This window comes from Kitasatospora sp. NPDC056327 (genome assembly GCF_042261735.1).
Taxonomy (GTDB): domain Bacteria; phylum Actinomycetota; class Actinomycetes; order Streptomycetales; family Streptomycetaceae; genus Kitasatospora.
In genome coordinates, this window is record NZ_JBHJRC010000171.1 from 1 (window position 1) to 17800 (window position 17800).

The 17800-nt window shown below is 74.1% G+C and carries 19 protein-coding genes; 15 read left to right on the forward strand and 4 right to left on the reverse strand.

Features of this window, described 5'->3' with window-relative positions:
• The first annotated feature begins 232 nt into the window (after positions 1–232).
• The 4 genes from alr to ACFCX4_RS23210 all read left to right on the forward strand — a co-directional run bounded on the left by alr (position 233) and on the right by ACFCX4_RS23210 (position 3780).
• The gene (alr, locus tag ACFCX4_RS23195; RefSeq protein WP_376145402.1) at positions 233–1405 is read left to right on the forward strand and encodes an alanine racemase; all 1173 of its coding nucleotides are present in this window, start codon (positions 233–235) and stop codon (positions 1403–1405) included.
• Positions 1402–2709, forward strand: coding sequence for an alpha/beta fold hydrolase (locus ACFCX4_RS23200; RefSeq protein WP_376145377.1), 1308 nt, complete (start codon positions 1402–1404; stop codon positions 2707–2709). The genes alr and ACFCX4_RS23200 overlap by 4 nt, the downstream gene beginning before the upstream one ends.
• Before the next feature lie 209 nt (positions 2710–2918).
• Positions 2919–3416, forward strand: a complete 498-nt coding sequence (tsaE, locus tag ACFCX4_RS23205) for a tRNA (adenosine(37)-N6)-threonylcarbamoyltransferase complex ATPase subunit type 1 TsaE (RefSeq protein ID WP_376145379.1) — start codon at positions 2919–2921, stop codon at positions 3414–3416.
• 133 nt (positions 3417–3549) lie between these two features.
• The gene (locus ACFCX4_RS23210) at positions 3550–3780 is read left to right on the forward strand and encodes a hypothetical protein (RefSeq protein ID WP_376145381.1); all 231 of its coding nucleotides are present in this window, start codon (positions 3550–3552) and stop codon (positions 3778–3780) included.
• A gap of 133 nt (positions 3781–3913) precedes the next feature.
• Here the strand turns inward: ACFCX4_RS23210 and ACFCX4_RS23215 are convergent, their stop codons facing one another.
• Entirely contained in the window at positions 3914–4543 is a 630-nt protein-coding gene (locus ACFCX4_RS23215) for a hypothetical protein (RefSeq protein ID WP_376145404.1), read from the reverse strand.
• 270 nt (positions 4544–4813) lie between these two features.
• On the opposite strand from ACFCX4_RS23215, the gene tsaB reads away from it, so the two are divergent.
• From tsaB to ACFCX4_RS23240, 5 genes are all read left to right on the forward strand, one after another.
• Positions 4814–5470, forward strand: coding sequence for a tRNA (adenosine(37)-N6)-threonylcarbamoyltransferase complex dimerization subunit type 1 TsaB (tsaB, locus tag ACFCX4_RS23220; RefSeq protein ID WP_376145382.1), 657 nt, complete (start codon positions 4814–4816; stop codon positions 5468–5470).
• Positions 5471–5538: 68 nt separating this feature from the next.
• Positions 5539–6093 carry a ribosomal protein S18-alanine N-acetyltransferase gene (gene rimI, locus ACFCX4_RS23225; protein WP_376145406.1) on the forward strand — a complete coding sequence of 185 codons (555 nt, stop codon included), beginning with the start codon at positions 5539–5541 and terminating at the stop codon, positions 6091–6093.
• Positions 6086–7177: a tRNA (adenosine(37)-N6)-threonylcarbamoyltransferase complex transferase subunit TsaD gene (gene tsaD, locus ACFCX4_RS23230; protein WP_376145384.1), complete on the forward strand. Its 1092-nt coding sequence runs from the start codon at positions 6086–6088 to the stop codon at positions 7175–7177. Before rimI ends, tsaD begins: the two co-directional genes overlap by 8 nt.
• Positions 7174–7446 carry a hypothetical protein gene (locus ACFCX4_RS23235; RefSeq protein WP_376145386.1) on the forward strand — a complete coding sequence of 91 codons (273 nt, stop codon included), beginning with the start codon at positions 7174–7176 and terminating at the stop codon, positions 7444–7446. Before tsaD ends, ACFCX4_RS23235 begins: the two co-directional genes overlap by 4 nt.
• Before the next feature lie 99 nt (positions 7447–7545).
• Positions 7546–8460, forward strand: a complete 915-nt coding sequence (locus tag ACFCX4_RS23240; protein WP_376145388.1) for a polysaccharide deacetylase family protein — start codon at positions 7546–7548, stop codon at positions 8458–8460.
• Here ACFCX4_RS23240 and ACFCX4_RS23245 read toward each other — a convergent pair.
• Together ACFCX4_RS23245 and ACFCX4_RS23250 are read right to left on the reverse strand one after the other, a co-directional pair.
• Positions 8436–9665, reverse strand: a complete 1230-nt coding sequence (locus ACFCX4_RS23245; protein WP_376145408.1) for a methyltransferase domain-containing protein — start codon at positions 9663–9665, stop codon at positions 8436–8438. The genes ACFCX4_RS23240 and ACFCX4_RS23245 overlap by 25 nt on opposite strands.
• Positions 9662–9979: a hypothetical protein gene (locus ACFCX4_RS23250; protein ID WP_376145390.1), complete on the reverse strand. Its 318-nt coding sequence runs from the start codon at positions 9977–9979 to the stop codon at positions 9662–9664. Before ACFCX4_RS23250 ends, ACFCX4_RS23245 begins: the two co-directional genes overlap by 4 nt.
• 248 nt (positions 9980–10227) lie before the next feature.
• Between ACFCX4_RS23250 and groES the strand changes: the two genes are divergently transcribed.
• The 3 genes from groES to ACFCX4_RS23265 all read left to right on the forward strand — a co-directional run bounded on the left by groES (position 10228) and on the right by ACFCX4_RS23265 (position 13420).
• Complete coding sequence (gene groES, locus ACFCX4_RS23255; RefSeq protein ID WP_014136232.1) at positions 10228–10533, forward strand: co-chaperone GroES; 306 nt, start codon at positions 10228–10230, stop codon at positions 10531–10533.
• A gap of 113 nt (positions 10534–10646) precedes the next feature.
• On the forward strand, positions 10647–12275 hold the full coding sequence (gene groL, locus ACFCX4_RS23260) for a chaperonin GroEL (RefSeq protein ID WP_376145392.1): 1629 nt from the start codon (positions 10647–10649) through the stop codon (positions 12273–12275).
• Between the two features lie 140 nt (positions 12276–12415).
• Entirely contained in the window at positions 12416–13420 is a 1005-nt protein-coding gene (locus ACFCX4_RS23265) for a LysR substrate-binding domain-containing protein (protein WP_376145394.1), read from the forward strand.
• Positions 13421–13503: 83 nt separating this feature from the next.
• Here ACFCX4_RS23265 and ACFCX4_RS23270 read toward each other — a convergent pair whose 3' ends face one another.
• The gene (locus tag ACFCX4_RS23270) at positions 13504–13830 is read right to left on the reverse strand and encodes a WhiB family transcriptional regulator (RefSeq protein WP_376145396.1); all 327 of its coding nucleotides are present in this window, start codon (positions 13828–13830) and stop codon (positions 13504–13506) included.
• 571 nt (positions 13831–14401) lie between these two features.
• Here ACFCX4_RS23270 and ACFCX4_RS23275 point away from each other — a divergent pair.
• The 3 genes from ACFCX4_RS23275 to guaB all read left to right on the forward strand — a co-directional run bounded on the left by ACFCX4_RS23275 (position 14402) and on the right by guaB (position 17757).
• A complete protein-coding gene (locus tag ACFCX4_RS23275; protein ID WP_014136228.1) occupies positions 14402–15013 on the forward strand; it encodes a response regulator transcription factor in 612 nt (203 codons plus the stop codon).
• A 305-nt stretch (positions 15014–15318) separates the two neighbouring features.
• Positions 15319–15987 (forward strand): RNA polymerase sigma factor ShbA, encoded by a 669-nt coding sequence (shbA, locus tag ACFCX4_RS23280; RefSeq protein WP_376145398.1) that lies wholly within the window; start codon positions 15319–15321, stop codon positions 15985–15987.
• A gap of 264 nt (positions 15988–16251) precedes the next feature.
• The gene (guaB, locus tag ACFCX4_RS23285; protein WP_376145400.1) at positions 16252–17757 is read left to right on the forward strand and encodes an IMP dehydrogenase; all 1506 of its coding nucleotides are present in this window, start codon (positions 16252–16254) and stop codon (positions 17755–17757) included.
• The last annotated feature ends 43 nt before the right edge of the window (positions 17758–17800 follow it).

The following is a 17800-nucleotide window of genomic DNA, read 5'->3' on the forward strand; positions in this document are numbered from 1 at the left end:
GGAAGTCGGCCAGGCCGACTTCCTGCGCACGGGCTATGTAGACCGGTCTGCATATTCCGGGTGCCGGGGTGGGGTGGAACCGGGGCGTGATTCGTGGGCGTCCGGGAGGGGGCGGCGGGTTGCGTGGGGCAGGGGGTGGGGTGCCCCGGGGCGGCGTGCCGACGGGCCGTACGGCGAGGACCCTGGGACGTCTGGGAGACTGACCCTGATGACAACTGCGAAGACCACCGTTATGGCCACCCTCGCCGAAGGCGTGCGGGCCGAGGCGACCATCGACCTCGCCGCCCTGCGCGGCAACCTCGACGCGCTGCGCGAGCGCATCGGCGGCGCCACGGTGATGGCCGCGGTCAAGGCGGACGCCTACGGCCACGGCGCGGTCCGCTGCGCCCGGGAAGCGGTCGCCGCAGGTGTGGGCTGGCTTGGCACCGCCACGCCGGAGGAGGCGCTCGCCCTGCGCGCCGGAGGCATCCGCCCGGACGAGGCCCGCATCCTCTGCTGGCTCTGGACCCCCGGCGGCCCCTGGCACGAGGCGCTCTTCGCCGACCTCGACATCTCGGTCGGCGGCCAGTGGGCGCTGACCGAACTGCTCGACGCCGTCCGCGCCACCGGCATCCCGGCCAGGGTCCACCTCAAGGCCGACACCGGCCTCGGCCGCAACGGCTGCCAGCCGCACGACTGGCCCGAGCTGGTCGCCGCCGCCCGCCGCGCCGAGCTGGACGGCCGGCTCACCGTGGTCGGCGTCTGGTCGCACTTCGCCGCCGCCGACGAGCCCGGCCACCCCTCCATCCAGGCCCAGCTGGACGCCTTCCGCGCCGCCCTGGCCACCGCGGAGGCGGCCGGCCTGCGCCCCGAGGTGCGTCACCTGGCCAACTCGCCGGCCACCCTGCTGCTCCCGCAGTCGCACTTCGACATGGTCCGCACCGGCCTCGCGATGTACGGGCTCTCGCCGGTTCCCGACGTCGGCTCGCCCGCCGACTTCGGCCTGCGCCCGGTGATGTCGCTGACCGCCCGGCTGGCCCTGGTCAAGCATGTCCCCGGCGGTCACGGCGTCAGCTACGGCCACCACTACACCACCCCCGGCCCGACCACCCTCGGTCTCGTCCCGGTCGGCTACGGCGACGGCATCCCCCGCCACGCCAGCGGGATCGGCCCGGTGCAGATCGACGGCAAGTGGCGGACCGTGGCCGGCCGGGTGGCGATGGACCAGTTCGTCGTCGACCTCGGCGGCGACACCCCGCCCATCGGTGACGAGGTGCTCGTCTTCGGCAACGGCGACCGCGGCGAGCCGACCGCCGAGGACTGGGGCCGCGCCTGCGGCACCATCTCCTACGAGATCGTGACCCGGATCGGCTCCCGCGTCCCGCGCCGCTACGTCGGCGGCCTCGACGAGGGCCTGCTCGGATGAGCGAGCAGGCCGGCACCGGTCCGGTGGAGGCGGTCGGCCGGGCGGCCCGGGTGGTCAAGGCCGCCGAGGCGGCCACCGGGGTGAGCCGGGCCGGTCTGATCGGCATCTCGGTCGGTGTGCTCGCGGCGGGCGCCGCCGCCGGTGTGGCCGTCGAACGGCTGACGGTCGGCCGGACGATGCGCCGCCGGGCCCGCGCCGAACTGGACGCCAACGCCCCGTACGGCTCGCTGCGCGGACGCCCGCGCACCGTGGCCGCCGCGGACGGCACCGAGCTGTACGTCGAGCTCGACGGCATCGGCAGCACCGACGGCACTGACGGCACCGGGGGCCCCGACGCCGGGGACCGGGCCGCCCCCGGGAGCGGGTCCGCCGGGCCGGCGACGGCCGGTGGGCGGAAGGCCGGTGCCGGGAGCAGGGCGACGGCCGAGCCGCTGACCGTGGTCTTCTGCCACGGCTACTGCCTCAACCAGGACAGCTGGCACTTCCAGCGCGCCGCGTTCCGCGCCGGTGTGCGGCTGGTCTTCTGGGACCAGCGCAGTCACGGCCGGTCCGAGCGCTCCCGCACCTTCCTGGCCGGGGAGCCGGCCAGCATCGACCAGCTCGGGGGCGATCTCCGGGCGGTGCTCGACGCCGTGGCGCCCACCGGCCCGCTGGTCCTGGTCGGCCACTCGATGGGCGGCATGACGATCATGGCGCTCGCCGACCAGTACCCCGGGCTGTTCCGCGACCGGGTGGCCGGCGTCGCGCTGATCGGCACCCTGGCGGGCAACTGGGACACCGTCACCTTCGGCCTGCCGACGGCCGGCGCCAAGCTGTTCCGCAGGGTCGCGCCGGGCATGATGAAGCTGCTCGGCCGTCAGGTCGACCTGGTGGAGGCGACCCGCCGGCTCGGTGCGGACGTGAGCGCCGTCTTCTACCGGCGCTTCTCCTTCGGCGGCAAGGACGTCGACCCGGGCGTGGTCCGGTTCGCCGAGCAGCTGCTGGACGCCACCCCGATCGACGTGGTGGCCGAGTTCTACCCGGTGTTCTCGGTGCACGAGAAGACCGACGCCCTCGCCGCCCTGCGGGGCATCCCCGCCCTGGTGCTGACCGGCACCAAGGACCTGCTGACCCCGCCCGGCCACGGCGAGGTGATGGCCGAACGGCTGCCGGGTGCCGAGCTGGTCCTGGTCGAGGACGCCGGCCACCTCGTGATGCTGGAACGCCCCGACCTGGTGAACCACCACCTGGCCGCCCTGTTCGCCCAGGCCGCCCGCTTCCGCGGCGCGGCCCCGCTGCCGCCCCAGGTCGGCGAGCCGTCCTGAGGCGGACCGGCCCCGGGACGGAGCGGCCCCGGGACGGAGCGGCCCCGGGACGGAGCGGCCCCGGGACGGAGCGGCGCCGGGACGGAGCGGCGCCGACCGGCGGGGGCCCGGACCGGGCCGGGCGCGGGCGGCGGCGGGGATGTGGCACGGTAGCGGGGGCGCCCGGGAGCCGGTGCGCCGCCGTACGGACCGAAGGGCTTGAATCGCGCATGGGCTCGCACGCCTCTCTCACCGTCGCCACCCCCGACCGGATGGGCCGGCTCGGCCGGGAGCTGGCCGCGCTCCTGCGGCCGGGGGACCTGGTGCTGCTCTCCGGCGAGCTGGGGGCGGGGAAGACCACGCTGACCCGGGGTCTGGGCGAGGGCCTCGGGGTGCGCGGCGCCGTCACCTCGCCGACCTTCGTGATCGCCCGGGTGCACCCGTCGCTGGTCGGCGGCCCCGCGCTGGTGCACGTCGACGCGTACCGCCTGGGCGGGGACCTCGACGAGATGGAGGACCTCGACCTGGACGTCTCGCTGCCGGAGTCGGTGGTGGTGGTCGAGTGGGGCGAGGGCAAGGTCGAGCGGCTCTCGGAGGACCGCCTGGAGGTCCGGATCGGGCGGGCGATCGGCGCCGAGGCGGCGGAGGACGACCTGGACCCGCGCCGGGTGGAGCTCACCGGGATCGGCGGGCGCTGGGACGGCGTCGACCTGTCCGCGCTGGTCTGACGGCGCCGTTCCGGCGGTCCCGGCCCGCGACTGTCACGGTTTGCCGACAGTCCGTCGGGAAGATGTTGCGGTCCGGGCCGCGGGCGTGGTGGGATGGTTCCTGAGGTTAGGTCTGCCTAACTAGGGAGGCGTCATGCCGAGCACCACGCCCGCCCCGGAACGCGCACCGCGCTGCACCGGAACCGAGGGACCCGCCCGCCGTGCCGCGGGGGAGCCGATGAGGGCCCTGCTGGCCGCCTGTGCGGCGGCGGAGGCGGTCTCCACCCCGCCCGGACGCCGGCCGGCCGGGCACGCCGGGGACGGACCGGCGGACGGCTCCGCCCACGGGACCGGTGCCGCGCACGAACCCCGCCGCGCCGCGTAACCGGCCCCCCGCACAGCCGGACGGGCCGAACGAGGGGCGCCCCGCAGAACCGGGCGCCCCGCGTAACCGGCCGCCCGCACGGCCGGACGGCCCGCGTCACCCGCGCCGCCGTCCGCCCCCGTGGTCGCCCCGGTCAGGGGATCACGACCACCTTGGTGTCCTTCGGCGCGAAGTCCCAGAGCAGCTGCCCGTCGGCCCGGCTGCTGCGGATGCCGCCGGTCTTGGTCTTCGCCTCGCCGCCCCCGATGGAGGAGGCGGAGGAGGTCGCGGACGGCGTCGGCGCGGCGGCCGGCGTGCCGGTGGCACCGTCCACGGCCGCGCTGAACCCGAACACCACGCCGTTCTGCTGGGCGAACCGCACCACGTGCTCGATCTGCTTGCCGTCGGTGCCCGTCCCGGACGGGGTCCGGCTGTACACGGGGTAGCTGCCGGGAGCCGGTTCGACGGTGCCGGGGGTGACCGGGAAGGTGGCCACGGTCTGCGGCGTCTTCTTGGGGTCGATCAGCCAGACGTAGTGCGAGCCCACCGAGTAGACGACCCGCAGTCCGGTGCCCGTGCCGCTGGTGGGCAGGGCCGGGGCGGTCGGCGTGGGGGTGGCGGTCGGGGTGGCCGAGGCGGCCGGTCCGGTGGGGGAGGCGGCGGTGCTCGTGCCCGGGTTGGCGGCGACCGCGCGGTCCTGCGCGCCGTTGGCCTGGAAGGCCAGCAGGCTCACCACCGCCAGGGCCCCCAGGGTCAGCCCCGTGACCACAACTCCAGGACCCATCTTCGCCACGTGTGCTCCCACCGCCGTCCCAAAACCGTCGGCCCCATCGTGCCAGGTCCGTCCGTCCGGTCCGCATCGCGTCGGACGTGTGTTCCGCCGTGGAGCGGGTTTTCGGCCGCGCGGAGCACCGGCGCGGCCCGCACGGAGCACGCGCCCGCGCCCACGAGCAGCACGCGCCCGGACCCACGGAGCGGGCACCCGCGCCCGCCCGGGGCGGCGGACGGAACCGGGGCCCGACCGCCCACCGTCCGACCGGTCTAACCTTGACCCGTGCTGCTGCTCGCGTTCGACACCGCTACCCCCGCCGTCACCGCCGCCGTCCACGACGGCACGAGCGTCCTCGCCGAGACCGACCAGGTCGACGCCAGGCGCCACGGCGAACTCCTGCTGCCCGCGATCGACCAGGTGCTGCGGGCGGCCGGTGTCGACCGGCACCGGCTGACCGGCATCGCCGTTGGCGTCGGCCCGGGCCCCTACACCGGCCTGCGGGTCGGCCTGGTGACCGCCGCCGCCCTGGGGCACGCGCTCGACCTGCCCGTGCACGGCGTCTGCACCCTGGACGCGATCGCCCACCGGGCCCGCGCCGAGGGCCTGGCCGGCGAGCCGTTCACGGTGGCCACCGACGCCCGCCGCAAGGAGGTCTACTGGGCCTCCTACGACGCGGACGGCCGCCGGACCGAGGGGCCGTCGGTGGACCGCCCGGGCGAGCTGACCCCGCCGACCCGGTCGGTCGGCGCGGGCGCGCTGCTCTACCCGGACGCCTTCCCCGGCGCGCACGGCCCGGAGCACGTCTCGGCCGGCGCGCTCGCCGGGTTCGCCGCCGCCGAGCTGGCCGCCGGACGGGCCCTGCTGCCCAACGCCCCGCTCTACCTGCGCCGCCCGGACGCCCAGGTGCCGGCCGGCTACAAGCCGGTGCTCCCGGCGTGACCGGTCCGAGCACCACCGGCCCGGCCGTGCCGGACGGGGCCGCCGGACCGGGCGCCGCGCTGCGCCCGATGCGCTGGTGGGACATCGCCCCGGTGCTGGCGCTGGAGCACGAGCTGTTCCCCGAGGACGCCTGGTCGGCCGGGATGTTCTGGTCCGAACTGGCCGAGGCCCGCCCCGGGGGCACCCGTCACTACACCGTGGCCGCCGCCCCGGACGGCACGGTCGTCGGCTACGCCGGGCTGATGGCGGTGGCCGGCGAGGGCGACGTCCAGACCATCGCCGTCGACGGCCGCCACCAGGGCACCGGCCTCGGCGCGGCGCTCCTCGCGGACCTGGTCGGGGAGGCCGGCCGGCGCGGCTGCGCGGACCTGCTGCTGGAGGTCCGGGTGGACAACGCCCGCGCGCAGCGGCTCTACGAGCGCTTCGGCTTCGAGCCGGTCGGCATCCGGCGCGGCTACTACCAGCCGGCCGGCATCGACGCGCTGGTCATGCGCCTCGACCTCGCGGCGGCCGCCACGGCCGCCGCCACCGCCGTCCCCGCGGCCGGCGCCGCCCCCGAAGACCTCGACGAACCCGCGGACGACCCGCGACCGGACGTGAAGAAGGACACCCCCCATGGCTGACGAACCGCTCGTCCTCGGCATCGAGACCTCCTGCGACGAGACCGGCGTCGGCATCGTCCGCGGCACCACCCTGCTCGCCGACGCGGTGGCCTCCAGCGTCAACGACCACGCCCGCTTCGGCGGCGTCGTCCCCGAGATCGCCAGCCGCGCCCACCTGGAGGCGATGGTCCCGACCATCCAGCGGGCCCTGGACACCGCGGGCGTCAGGGCGAGCGACCTGGACGGCATCGCCGTCACCGCGGGCCCGGGCCTGGCCGGCGCGCTGCTGGTCGGCGTGAGCGCCGCCAAGGCCTACGCGTGGGCGCTGGACAAGCCGCTCTACGGGGTCAACCACCTCGCCTCGCACATCTGCGTGGACCAGCTGGAGCACGGCCGGCTGCCGTCGCCGACGATGGCCCTGCTGGTCTCCGGCGGGCACTCCTCGCTGCTGCTCAGCGAGGACATCACCACCGACGTCCGGCCGCTCGGCGCCACCATCGACGACGCGGCCGGCGAGGCCTTCGACAAGGTGGCCAGGGTGCTCGGTCTCGGCTTCCCCGGCGGCCCGGTGGTGGACCGCACCGCCCGCGAGGGCGACCCGAAGGCGATCGCGTTCCCGCGCGGCCTGACCGGGCCCAAGGACCCGGAGTACGACTTCTCCTTCTCCGGACTGAAGACCGCCGTCGCCCGCTGGGTGGAGGCGAAGCGCCGGGCCGGTGAGGAGGTGCCGGTCGCGGACGTCGCGGCGTCCTTCCAGGAGGCGGTCACCGACGTGCTGACCCGCAAGGCGGTCAAGGCCTGCAAGGACAACGGCGTCGACCACCTGATGATCGGCGGCGGCGTCGCGGCCAACTCCCGGCTGCGCGAGATGGCCCTGCAGCGCTGCGAGAAGGCGGGCATCCGGCTCCGGGTGCCGCGTCCGGGCCTGTGCACCGACAACGGCGCGATGGTCGCCGCGCTCGGCAGCGAGATGGTGTGGCGGGACCGCGCGCCGTCCTCGCTCGACCTGTCGGCGGACTCCTCGCTGCCGGTCACCGACGTCCACGTCCCGCACACGGACTTCCACGGCCAGGCGTACCGGGCGCTGGGCGGCGGGCAGCGGTGACCACCATCGCGGCGATGTGGGAGGCCAGGGCCGCCGACGGGCGTGCCGCCGAGCTCTCGGCCTGGGTCCGGGAGAGCGCGCTGCCCGCGCTGCGCGGCTCCGCCGGGCTGCTGCGCGCCGAGCTGTTCGCCGCCCCGGCCGAGGGCGGGGGGAGGGTGCTGCTGATCACCTGGTGGTCCGGCGCGCCGGTGCCGGTGGCCGAGCCGCCGGCGGCCCTGCTGGGCCGTCCGGTGCACCGCTGGTCCTTCACCAGCGAGCACGTGGAGTAGCCGCCGGCAGCCGTTCGCACGTCCGAGCGGGAACCGAACGCCCGAGCGTTACCGTGCTAGCGATCGAGATCGCTGGACGGAAGCTGGGAGCGCGGCGCGGTGAACAGGCACGGGCGGAGCAGGACGACGGCGTGCGCGGCGGGGGCACTGGCCCTGCTGGCCGCCGCCACCGGGTGCTCGGGCGGCGGGGACGGCGGCGGCGCCGCGTCCGCCCGGCCGGCGGCCGCGAGCGGCACCGCCCCGGCCCCGGCCGGCTCCACCGCGCCGCAGCGGCCCGCCACGCCGCCGGCCCCCGCCCCGGCCGCCGGGGACGCCGCCGCCTGGGCGAAGTGGCACCTCACCCCGCTGCCGCCCGCGCCGCCGGCGCCCGCCGACAAGCCGGTGAAGCTCCAGCGGACCGGCCCGGTCCCGGTCCTCAGCGAGGTGCGGACCGGCGACAAGGTGGTCTTCGTCACCATCGACGACGGCGCCGAGAAGGACCCGGGGTTCGTCGAGATGCTGACCGACCTCAGGGTGCCGGTCTCGATGTTCCTGACCCGCGACATCGTCAAGGACGACTACGGCTACTTCAAGCGGCTCCAGGCGCTCGGCAACCACGTCCACAACCACACCGTCGACCACGCCCAGCTGAGCAGGGTGACGCCGGAGAAGCAGAGGTCCGAGATCTGCGACGCCCAGGCCGCGCTCACCCAGCAGTACGGCACCCCGCCGCTGCTGTTCCGCCCGCCGTACGGGGACGGCGCCAACACCCCGGCGCTGAACGCCTCGGTCCAGCAGTGCGGGCCGCGGGCGATCGTGCTGTGGCGCGAGTCCATGCAGATCCACGACATGCAGTACCAGGCGGCGGACAAGAGGCTGCGGCCCGGCGACATCGTGCTCGCCCACTTCCGGGGCCCCAAGGACCTCAAGGGCGAGACGATGACGCAGATGTTCGGGGAGCTGCTGGCCCGGATCCAGGAGCAGGGCTTCGCGGTCGCCCGGCTGGAGGACTACATCGAGGCGCCGGCCGCCTGAACCGCCGCGGCCGGGCCGGTCACCGGACGGCCGAGCATCATCAGCGGGCCGTGGTCGGTGCGGCTGAGGATCACCGTCACGCTGTTCGGCCCGCTCGGCTTCAGCTGACGGCGCAGCTCCTCCGGCGTGATCGCCATCCCGCGCTTCTTGATCACCACGGTGCCGACGCCGCGCTCGCGCAGCAGCGCCTTGAGCCTCTTGATGTGGAACGGCAGCACGTCGGTCAGCTCGAAGCCGTGCGCGTACGGGGTGTCGACCAGCTCGTCCGAGGTGACGTAGGCGATCTTCGGGTCGATCAGCCGGCCGTTCACCCGCCCGGCCACCTCGGCGACCAGGTGGGCGCGGATCACCGCGCCGTCCGGCTCGTAGAGGTAGCGGCCGACCGGGCCGGCCGGCGGGTCGGGCAGGTCGCCGCCGGTGAGGCTGGCCCGTTGCGGCAGCAGGGTGGCGCGGTGCGGGTGCCCGGCCCGGGTGCCGAACCAGAGCACCGCCTCCTTGACGTCGCCGTGGTCGGAGACCCACTCGGCCTCCGTGTCGGCGGGCACCGCCTCGTGCGGGATGCCGGGGGCCACCTTGAGCGCGCCGACCGGGGTGCGCCGGCCGGCTCCGATCGCCCAGGACAGCGGCGGCGCGTACGCCTCGGGGTCGAACACCCGGCCGCGCGAGGTGCGGCGGGCGGGGTCGGTGAAGACCGCGTCGAAACCGGTGACGTCGACGTCGGCGACGTCGGCGCAGCGCACCTCGACCCGGTCGGCCAGGCCCAGGGCGGCCGCGTTGGCGGCGGTGGCGGCGCAGGCGGCCGGGTCACGGTCGACGGCGAGCACCTCGATGCCGGCCCGGGCCAGCGCGAGCACATCGCCGCCGATCCCGCAGCAGAGGTCGGCCAGCCGCCTCACCCCGAGGTCCGCGAAGCGGCGCGCCCGCCACTCGGCGACCTCGCGCCGGGTGGACTGCTCGACGCCGTCGGGCGTGAAGTACATGAGATCGGCGTCGGCGCCGAACTTGGCCCGGGCCCGCTGCCGCAGCCGGGCCTGTCCGAAGGCGGCCGACACCAGTTCGGCCGGGTGCTCCCTGCGCAGCCGGGTCGCCAGCGCCAGCTCCTCCCCGGGCGCGAACTCGCGCAGTTCGGCGAGCAGGGTCTGGCCCCGGTCGGTCAGCAGGGGCCGCAGGTCGTCGTTCTCCACGGGGCCATTCTCACCGGTCAGAGGTTGTGGAGGGCGACCACGACGAAGCCCGGGTAGAGGAACGGCGACACCGCGGCGACGGCCGCGACCACCGGGTACCCGCTGCGCCGGGCGATCCGGGTGGCCAGGCAGGCCGCGGCCAGCACGAGCACCCCGGTGACCACCAGGACGGTCGTCGTGCGGGACGCCGAGCAGCGCCACCCCGTGGTCCGGGCGACCGCCGAGCCGGCCTGGAGGACCGCGAGGGGCAGGGCCGTGAACACCGGCAGGAGGATCACCGCGAACAGGAGGTCTTTCCACCGGGGAGGCCGGGTGCCGGCCGGCGTCGTGGTCATGGCCCGAGTCTGCGGCCCGGGTGCGGCCCCGCACATGAGTACGGCTACTCATCCGCTCCGGGCGTCCGACGCGCGCGGCGTTGGCACTCTGGTTGACTGAGTGCTAACTGCGGCCTATGGTCGTCCTTGGCACTCCCCACCGGGGGAGTGCTAACGCGAGAAAGCGTGTCTGACCCCCGCGACGGCAGATGCGCAGGCTCGCCCCTACCCGTTAGAAAACCCCGTAATCTCCGAAGGGGAGCTCGGACGTGACCACCAGCAGCAAGGTTGCCATCAAGCCGCTCGAGGACCGCATCGTGGTCCAGCCGCTCGACGCCGAGACCACCACGGCCTCCGGCCTGGTTATCCCGGACACCGCCAAGGAGAAGCCCCAGGAGGGCGTCGTCCTGGCCGTCGGCCCGGGCCGCTTCGAGGACGGCCAGCGTCTGCCGCTCGACGTCGCCGTGGGTGACATCGTCCTGTACTCGAAGTACGGCGGCACCGAGGTGAAGTACCAGGGCGAGGAGTACCTCGTCCTCTCCGCCCGCGACGTTCTCGCCATCATCGAGAAGTAAAGGCGTCCAGCCACGCCCCGGATCCGTGTCCCTAGTGACAGGGGACCGGGGCGTGGCTGTTGGTTCACGTAGTCGAGCGGCCGCGCGGCCGCACCCCCGAGGGAATAGGGAACATGGCGAAGATCCTGCAGTTCGACGAGGACGCCCGCCGCTCGCTGGAGCGCGGTGTCAACAAGCTGGCCGACACCGTCAAGGTGACCATCGGCCCCAAGGGCCGCAACGTCGTCATCGACAAGAAGTTCGGCGCCCCGACCATCACCAACGACGGTGTCACCATCGCCCGTGAGGTCGAGCTCGACGACCCGTACGAGAACCTTGGCGCGCAGCTCGTCAAGGAGGTCGCCACCAAGACCAACGACGTCGCGGGCGACGGCACCACCACCGCCACCGTGCTGGCCCAGGCCCTGGTCAACGAGGGTCTGCGCAACGTCGCCGCCGGTGCCGGCCCGGCCGCCCTGAAGAAGGGCATCGACAAGGCCGTCGCCGCCGTCTCCGAGCACCTGCTGTCGGTCGCCCGCGAGATCGAGGGCAAGGACGACGTCGCCGCCGTCGCCACCCTCTCCGCCCAGGACTCCCAGGTCGGCGAGCTGATCGCCGAGGCGATCGACAAGGTCGGCAAGGACGGTGTCATCACCGTCGAGGAGTCGAACACCTTCGGCGTGGAGCTGGACTTCACCGAGGGCATGCAGTTCGACAAGGGCTACCTGTCGCCGTACTTCGTCACCGACGCGGAGCGGCAGGAGGCGGTCCTGGAGGACCCGTACATCCTGATCAACCAGGGCAAGATCTCCTCCATCCAGGAGCTCCTGCCGCTGCTGGAGAAGATCCTGCAGGGCGGTTCCTCCCGCCCGCTGCTGATCATCGCCGAGGACGTCGACGGCGAGGCGCTGTCCACCCTCGTGGTGAACAAGATCCGCGGCACCTTCAACGCGGTGGCCGTCAAGGCCCCGGGCTTCGGCGACCGCCGCAAGGCGATCCTCGGCGACCTGGCCACCCTGACCGGTGGCACCGTGATCTCCGAGGAGGTCGGCCTCAAGCTCGACCAGGCCGGTCTGGACGTGCTGGGCTCCGCCCGCCGCGTGACCGTCACCAAGGACGAGACCATCGTCGTCGACGGTGCCGGTGAGGCCGACGCCGTGGCCGGCCGCGTCGCCCAGATCAAGGGCGAGATCGCCAACACCGACTCGGACTGGGACCGCGAGAAGCTGCAGGAGCGCCTGGCCAAGCTGGCCGGCGGCGTCTGCGTCATCCGCGTCGGTGCCGCCACCGAGGTGGAGCTCAAGGAGCGCAAGCACCGCCTGGAGGACGCCATCTCGGCGACCCGTGCCGCGGTCGAGGAGGGCATCGTCGCCGGCGGTGGCGCCTCGCTCGTCCACGCCGCCAAGGTGCTGGACGAGGGCCTGGGCCTGTCCGGCGACGAGGCCACCGGTGTCGCGGTCGTCCGCAAGGCGCTGCACGAGCCGCTGCGCTGGATCGCCCAGAACGCCGGCCTTGAGGGCTACGTCATCACCTCCAAGGTCTCCGAGCTGGAGCCGGGCCAGGGCTACAACGCCGCCACCGGCGAGTACGGCGACCTGGTCAAGGCCGGCGTCATCGACCCGGTCAAGGTCACCCGCTCCGCCCTGGAGAACGCCGCCTCGATCGCCTCCCTGCTGCTCACCACCGAGACCCTCGTGGTGGAGAAGAAGGAAGAGGAGGCCGACAACGGCCACTCGCACGGCGGTCACGGCCACTCGCACTGAGGCCGGCAGCGACCGACCGGAGGCCCGGTCCGCACCCCGTGAGGGGTGGCGGGCCGGGCCTCCGGCGTCCCGTGGTGCTCCAGCATTCAACCATCAGTTGAATTTTGCATGAAGCAAAGAATTCCTTATATCTTTGGGGCATGATCGAGGCCCGCCACCTGCGCGTCCTGCGTGCCGTCGCACGCACCGGCTCCTTCTCCGCCGCCGCCCGCGAACTCGGCTGTACCCAGCCCGCCATCAGCCAGCAGATGAAGGCCCTGGAGAAGTCGGTGGACACCCCGCTGGTGGTCCGCTCGGGCCGCGGGATGCAGCTGAGCGAGGCCGGCCGGGTACTGCTCAAGCATGCCACCGGGATCCTCGCCGGGCTCTCCGCCGCGGAGGAGGAGGTGGCGGCGATCGCCGGGCTGCGGGCCGGACGGGTGCGGCTGGTCTCCTTTCCGACGGCGAGTTCGACACTGGTGCCGTCGGCCGTCGCCCGGCTGCGGGACAGCCATCCGGGCGTGCGCGTGTCGCTGGTCGAGGCGGAGCCGCCGGAGTCGCTGGCGATGCTGCGCGGCGGCGAGTGCGAGGTCGCGCTCGCCTTCCGCTACCCGCAGGCCCCCGGGGTGGTCCCCGCGCCGGCGCCCGCGCCCGCGCACGGCACCCCGCGCGAGGTGCGTGCCGAGGCCAACCTGGAGGCCCAGCAGCTGAGCGCGTGCGCCGACTGGTCCGACCTGGTGGTGACCCCGCTGCTGGACGACCCGCTGGTCGGCCTGCTGCCCGCCGGGCACCGGCTGGCCGGGCGCGGCGGGCCGGTGGAGCCGGCCGAACTCGCGGGGGAGCAGTGGATCGCCGGCTGTCCGCAGTGCCGGGGCCACCTGGTGGAGCTGTGCGCGGGCGCCGGCTTCGAGCCGCGGATCGACTTCGCGACCGACGACTACCCGGCGGTGGTCGGGCTGGTCGCCGCCGGGCTGGGGGTGGCGGTGCTGCCCGGCCTGGCGCTGGAGTCGGTGCGCCCGGACGGGGTGGAGACGGTGACGGTGCGCACCGCCACCGGGGCGCCGGCGGTGCGGCAGGTGGTCGCGCTGACCCTCCCGGACCTCGCCGAGGTGCCGGCGGTGGCACTGATGCTGGAGCGGCTGTCGGGGGCGGCCGCCGGGCGCTGACGCGCCGGGCGGGACGGCTCGGACCCCGGACGGCCGTCGCCCCGGGAAGAAACGTTTCTCCCCGATGGGGCGGAGTCGGCGTCCTAGGACTGGGCCACGCTCGGCGCGGCGAGCGGGACCTCCACCAGGCGGTGGCGCGAGCGGCCCATCAGCTCCTCGCGCTCGTCCTCGGTCAGGCCGCCCCAGACGCCGTACGGCTCCCGGACGGCCAGCGCGTGGGCGGCGCACTCGGTGCGCACCGGGCAGCGCATGCAGACCTCCTTGGCGCTCGCCTCGCGCGAGCTGCGGGCCGCGCCGCGCTCGCCCTCGGGGTGGAAGAAGAGCGAGCTGTCCACACCGCGGCAGGCCGCGGAGAGCTGCCAGTCCCAGAGATCCGCGTTGGGGCCGGGGAGGCGGGAGAAATCTGCCATGGCTCATTCCCTTCAGAGGTCGTCGACCGCGGGCCGGCCGCCGACGGATGGCGTCGGCGACGGCACGGCGGGGCGTCCGGCGCGGTGTGGACACCTGGAAATATGACTTACGGCAACTCCATGGACAAGTCACCCACAGAGTGGCACAACAGTCAATGACCATACAAAAGCTCTAAAAACGGGCAAAGTGGGCATGAGTGCGCGGCCGGCAACCGCCGGGCGCGGACGTGGCAATCGGGTGGCCGACAGGCGCGCGGGGCCCCGTGCGAATGTGCGGGTCGTACGCCGACCGCGCGCGAGCTGGGCAAAAGTGCGGCGTGTGCACCGCGATGCGGCTGATCGGTAACGGGTCGGCCACGTACAGTGGTGGAGATGGCCCCGAAGGCCGTAACTCATTCGAGTGACGGTCGTTGGAAGTGCGGAGGCGGTTAGCGGACGCCGGACGTCGGGAACGATCGCGGGGAATCTCAGGCGATCAGCACGGAGTCTGACGCCGATCGGCCGTGTCGGAGAGGTTCGTACCAGCCAGGAGGCTCAACGTGACGCGGATCAGCTGCGGAGGACGACGGTCATGACTTCCGTTCTCGTTTGCGACGATTCCCCGCTCGCCCGCGAGGCGCTTCGCCGCGCGGTCGCGACCGTACCCGGTGTCGATCGGGTCACCACCGCGACGAACGGGGAGGAGGTCCTCCGCCGCTGGGTGGCCGACCGCTCCGATCTCGTCCTGATGGACGTCCGGATGCCCGGCCTCGGCGGGGTGGAAACGGTTCGGCGGCTGCTGTCCGCCGACCCGGGCGCCCGGATCATCATGCTCACCGTCGCCGAGGATCTCGACGGTGTCGCCCTCGCGGTCGCCGCCGGCGCCCGCGGGTACCTGCACAAGGACGCCTCGCGCGCCGAACTGCGGGCCACCGTCACCCAGGCGCTGGCCGACCCGACCTGGCGGCTCGCCCCGCGCCGGCTGCGCAGCCCCGACATGGGCGCCGCGCCGACCCTGACGGCGCGTGAGATCCAGGTGCTCGAAGGGATGAGCCACGGCCGCAGCAACGCCGAGATCGGCCGCGAGCTGTTCCTCTCCGAGGACACCGTCAAGACCCACGCCCGGCGGCTGTTCAAGAAGCTCGGCGCCTCGGACCGCGCGCACGCGGTGGCGCTGGGATTCCGCTGGGGCCTGGTCCGCTGACCGCCGCCGGCACCGCCGGTTCCGGCACGCTGCTCGCGATTGCCGTCGCGCAGACGTGTGACGTTACGGTCCCGAGGTTGCACCATGGAGGAGTGGAGCACCTCGGGGACCAGCGGACAGGAACTGCGGCGAACCACACGGCCGCAGGAGACTCGGCGGACGGACCCGCCCGCGGCGGCGGGCCGGGAGGCGGGACGGTGCAGGAGGGGCCGGTGGTACCGGCCGGTGCGGCACCGCATAACGTTCCGGTGCACAACTCCGGACGCGGTGCCGCGTTTTCCCGCGCGACCAGGCACCATGGACCGATGCGTGACGACGTGGCCGGGACTCCCGGTGAGGCGGACCCGGTGGAGGCCGAGCCCTCCGCGCCCGGGTCCGGCCCGGCGTACGCGGATCCGGCCGACGGGCCGGGCGCGCTCGCCGAACTGGTCGCGGCCGCGGTCCGCGGCGAGGGCCCGGCGATCGACGCGCTGCTCGCCCACGTCCACCCGCTGGCCCTGCGCTACTGCCGGGGCCGGCTGGTCCGGCTGCCCGGCGGCGCCCGGCACCACGTGGACGACATCGCCCAGGAGGTCTGCGTCGCGGTGCTCTGCGCGCTGCCCCGCTACAAGGACCAGGGCCGCCCGTTCGAGGCCTTCGTCTACGGGATCGCCGCGCACAAGATCGCCGATCTGCAGCGGGCCGCGATGCGCGGGCCCGGCTCGACGGTGATCCCGCAGGACGACCTGCCCGAGGTGCCGGACGACGCGCTCGGCCCGGAGGAGCGGGCGCTGCTCAGCAGCGACGCGGCCTGGGCCAAGGAACTGCTCTCCAACCTGCCGGCCCGCCAGCGCGAGCTGGTGCTGCTGCGGGTGGCCGCCGGGCTCTCGGCGGAGGAGACCGGCGAGGTGCTCGGGATGTCGCCGGGGGCCGTCCGGGTCGCCCAGCACCGCGCGCTGAGCCGGCTGCGGGCGCTCGCGGAGGAGTCCTCCTAGCTCCCCCCGGGGCCGTGGACCCGCCGGAATGGTCCACGGGCGGCCGGTGTTGTCAAGGGCACACGAGGCCCATTCGCGGTGCCAGTACCATGGGGTATCGGCGCCTGGGCGGGTCGCCAAAGTTTCGACGGTGCGAGCGGGTTTCCCTGGAGGATCCTCCGAAGGAGCACCGGGCTTTCGGCGTTCCGAGCGAGTGAGCCGATGACTGCGCCCCCACCCCAGGGCGCGAGCGGATCGAAGCCGGCCACGGAAGGTACCCCCGAAATGTCTTACAACGCCGCAGGCGTACCCGAGAAGTTCGCGATGCTCGGGCTCACGTACGACGACGTCCTGCTGCTGCCGGGGGCGTCCGAAGTGCTGCCGAACGAGGTCGACACCTCCTCGCGGGTGTCCCGGAACGTGCGCGTCAACATCCCGCTGCTCTCCGCCGCGATGGACAAGGTCACCGAGTCGCGGATGGCGATCGCGATGGCCCGCCAGGGCGGCGTCGGCGTCCTGCACCGCAACCTCTCGGTCGAGGACCAGGCCAACCAGGTCGACCTGGTGAAGCGCTCCGAGTCCGGCATGGTCACCGACCCGATCACGGTCGGCCCGGACACCACGCTGGCCGAGGCCGACGCGCTCTGTGCCAAGTTCCGGATCTCCGGCGTGCCGATCGCCGACGGGAGCGGCAAGCTGCTCGGCATCGTCACCAACCGCGACATGGCCTTCGAGACGGACCGCACCCGCCGGGTCCGCGAGATCATGACCCCGATGCCGCTGATCACCGGCAAGGTCGGCATCTCCGGCGTCGACGCGATGGCGCTGCTGCGCCGCCACAAGATCGAGAAGCTGCCGCTGGTCGACGACGAGGGCCGGATCAAGGGCCTCATCACCGTCAAGGACTTCGTCAAGGCCGAGCAGTACCCGAACGCCGCCAAGGACGCCGAGGGCCGGCTCCTGGTCGGTGCCGCCGTGGGCGCCAGCGCGGAGGCCTTCGACCGCGCCCAGGCGCTGGTCGAGGCGGGCGTGGACTTCCTGGTCGTCGACACCTCGCACGGTCACAGCCACAACGCGCTGGCCTGGATCGAGAAGATCAAGTCGGCCGTCCGGGTCGACGTGGTCGGCGGCAACGTCGCCACCCGCGACGGTGCCCAGGCGCTGATCGACGCCGGTGTGGACGGCGTCAAGGTCGGTGTCGGCCCGGGCTCCATCTGCACCACCCGCGTGGTCGCCGGCATCGGCGTCCCGCAGGTCACCGCGATCTACGAGGCCGCGCTGGCCTGCCAGGCGGCCGGCGTGCCGGTCATCGGCGACGGCGGCCTGCAGTACTCCGGCGACATCGGCAAGGCGCTCGCCGCCGGTGCCGACACCGTGATGCTCGGCTCGCTGCTGGCCGGCTGCGAGGAGTCCCCGGGCGAGCTGCTGTTCATCAACGGCAAGCAGTACAAGTCCTACCGCGGCATGGGCTCGCTGGGCGCCATGCAGTCCCGCGGCCAGGGCCGCTCCTACTCCAAGGACCGCTACTTCCAGGCCGAGGTGGCCTCGGACGACAAGCTCGTCCCCGAGGGCATCGAGGGCCAGGTGCCCTACCGCGGCCCGCTCGGTGCGGTGCTGCACCAGCTGGTCGGCGGCCTGCGCCAGACCATGGGCTACGTCGGCGCGGCGAGCGTCGCCGAGATGGAGAGCAAGGGCCGGTTCGTCCGGATCACCTCGGCGGGCCTCAAGGAGAGCCACCCGCACGACATCCAGATGACCGTCGAGGCGCCGAACTACAGCTCCCGCGGCTGATCGACCGCACACGGCCCGGAGGGCCCGCCACCGGACGGTGGCC

What these genes read in the sequence shown, in the direction of transcription:
- alr (WP_376145402.1), top strand. Translation starts at nt 233, where the DNA reads ATGGCCACCCTCGCCGAAGGCGTGCGGGCCGAGGCGACCATCGACCTC.
- ACFCX4_RS23200 (WP_376145377.1), top strand. Translation starts at nt 1,402, where the DNA reads ATGAGCGAGCAGGCCGGCACCGGTCCGGTGGAGGCGGTCGGCCGGGCG.
- tsaE (WP_376145379.1), top strand. Translation starts at nt 2,919, where the DNA reads ATGGGCTCGCACGCCTCTCTCACCGTCGCCACCCCCGACCGGATGGGC.
- ACFCX4_RS23210 (WP_376145381.1), top strand. Translation starts at nt 3,550, where the DNA reads ATGCCGAGCACCACGCCCGCCCCGGAACGCGCACCGCGCTGCACCGGA.
- ACFCX4_RS23215 (WP_376145404.1), bottom strand. Translation starts at nt 4,543, where the DNA reads ATGGGTCCTGGAGTTGTGGTCACGGGGCTGACCCTGGGGGCCCTGGCG.
- rimI (WP_376145406.1), top strand. Translation starts at nt 5,539, where the DNA reads ATGCGCTGGTGGGACATCGCCCCGGTGCTGGCGCTGGAGCACGAGCTG.
- tsaD (WP_376145384.1), top strand. Translation starts at nt 6,086, where the DNA reads ATGGCTGACGAACCGCTCGTCCTCGGCATCGAGACCTCCTGCGACGAG.
- ACFCX4_RS23250 (WP_376145390.1), bottom strand. Translation starts at nt 9,979, where the DNA reads ATGACCACGACGCCGGCCGGCACCCGGCCTCCCCGGTGGAAAGACCTC.
- groL (WP_376145392.1), top strand. Translation starts at nt 10,647, where the DNA reads ATGGCGAAGATCCTGCAGTTCGACGAGGACGCCCGCCGCTCGCTGGAG.
- ACFCX4_RS23265 (WP_376145394.1), top strand. Translation starts at nt 12,416, where the DNA reads ATGATCGAGGCCCGCCACCTGCGCGTCCTGCGTGCCGTCGCACGCACC.
- ACFCX4_RS23270 (WP_376145396.1), bottom strand. Translation starts at nt 13,830, where the DNA reads ATGGCAGATTTCTCCCGCCTCCCCGGCCCCAACGCGGATCTCTGGGAC.
- ACFCX4_RS23275 (WP_014136228.1), top strand. Translation starts at nt 14,402, where the DNA reads ATGACTTCCGTTCTCGTTTGCGACGATTCCCCGCTCGCCCGCGAGGCG.
- shbA (WP_376145398.1), top strand. Translation starts at nt 15,319, where the DNA reads ATGCGTGACGACGTGGCCGGGACTCCCGGTGAGGCGGACCCGGTGGAG.
- guaB (WP_376145400.1), top strand. Translation starts at nt 16,252, where the DNA reads ATGTCTTACAACGCCGCAGGCGTACCCGAGAAGTTCGCGATGCTCGGG.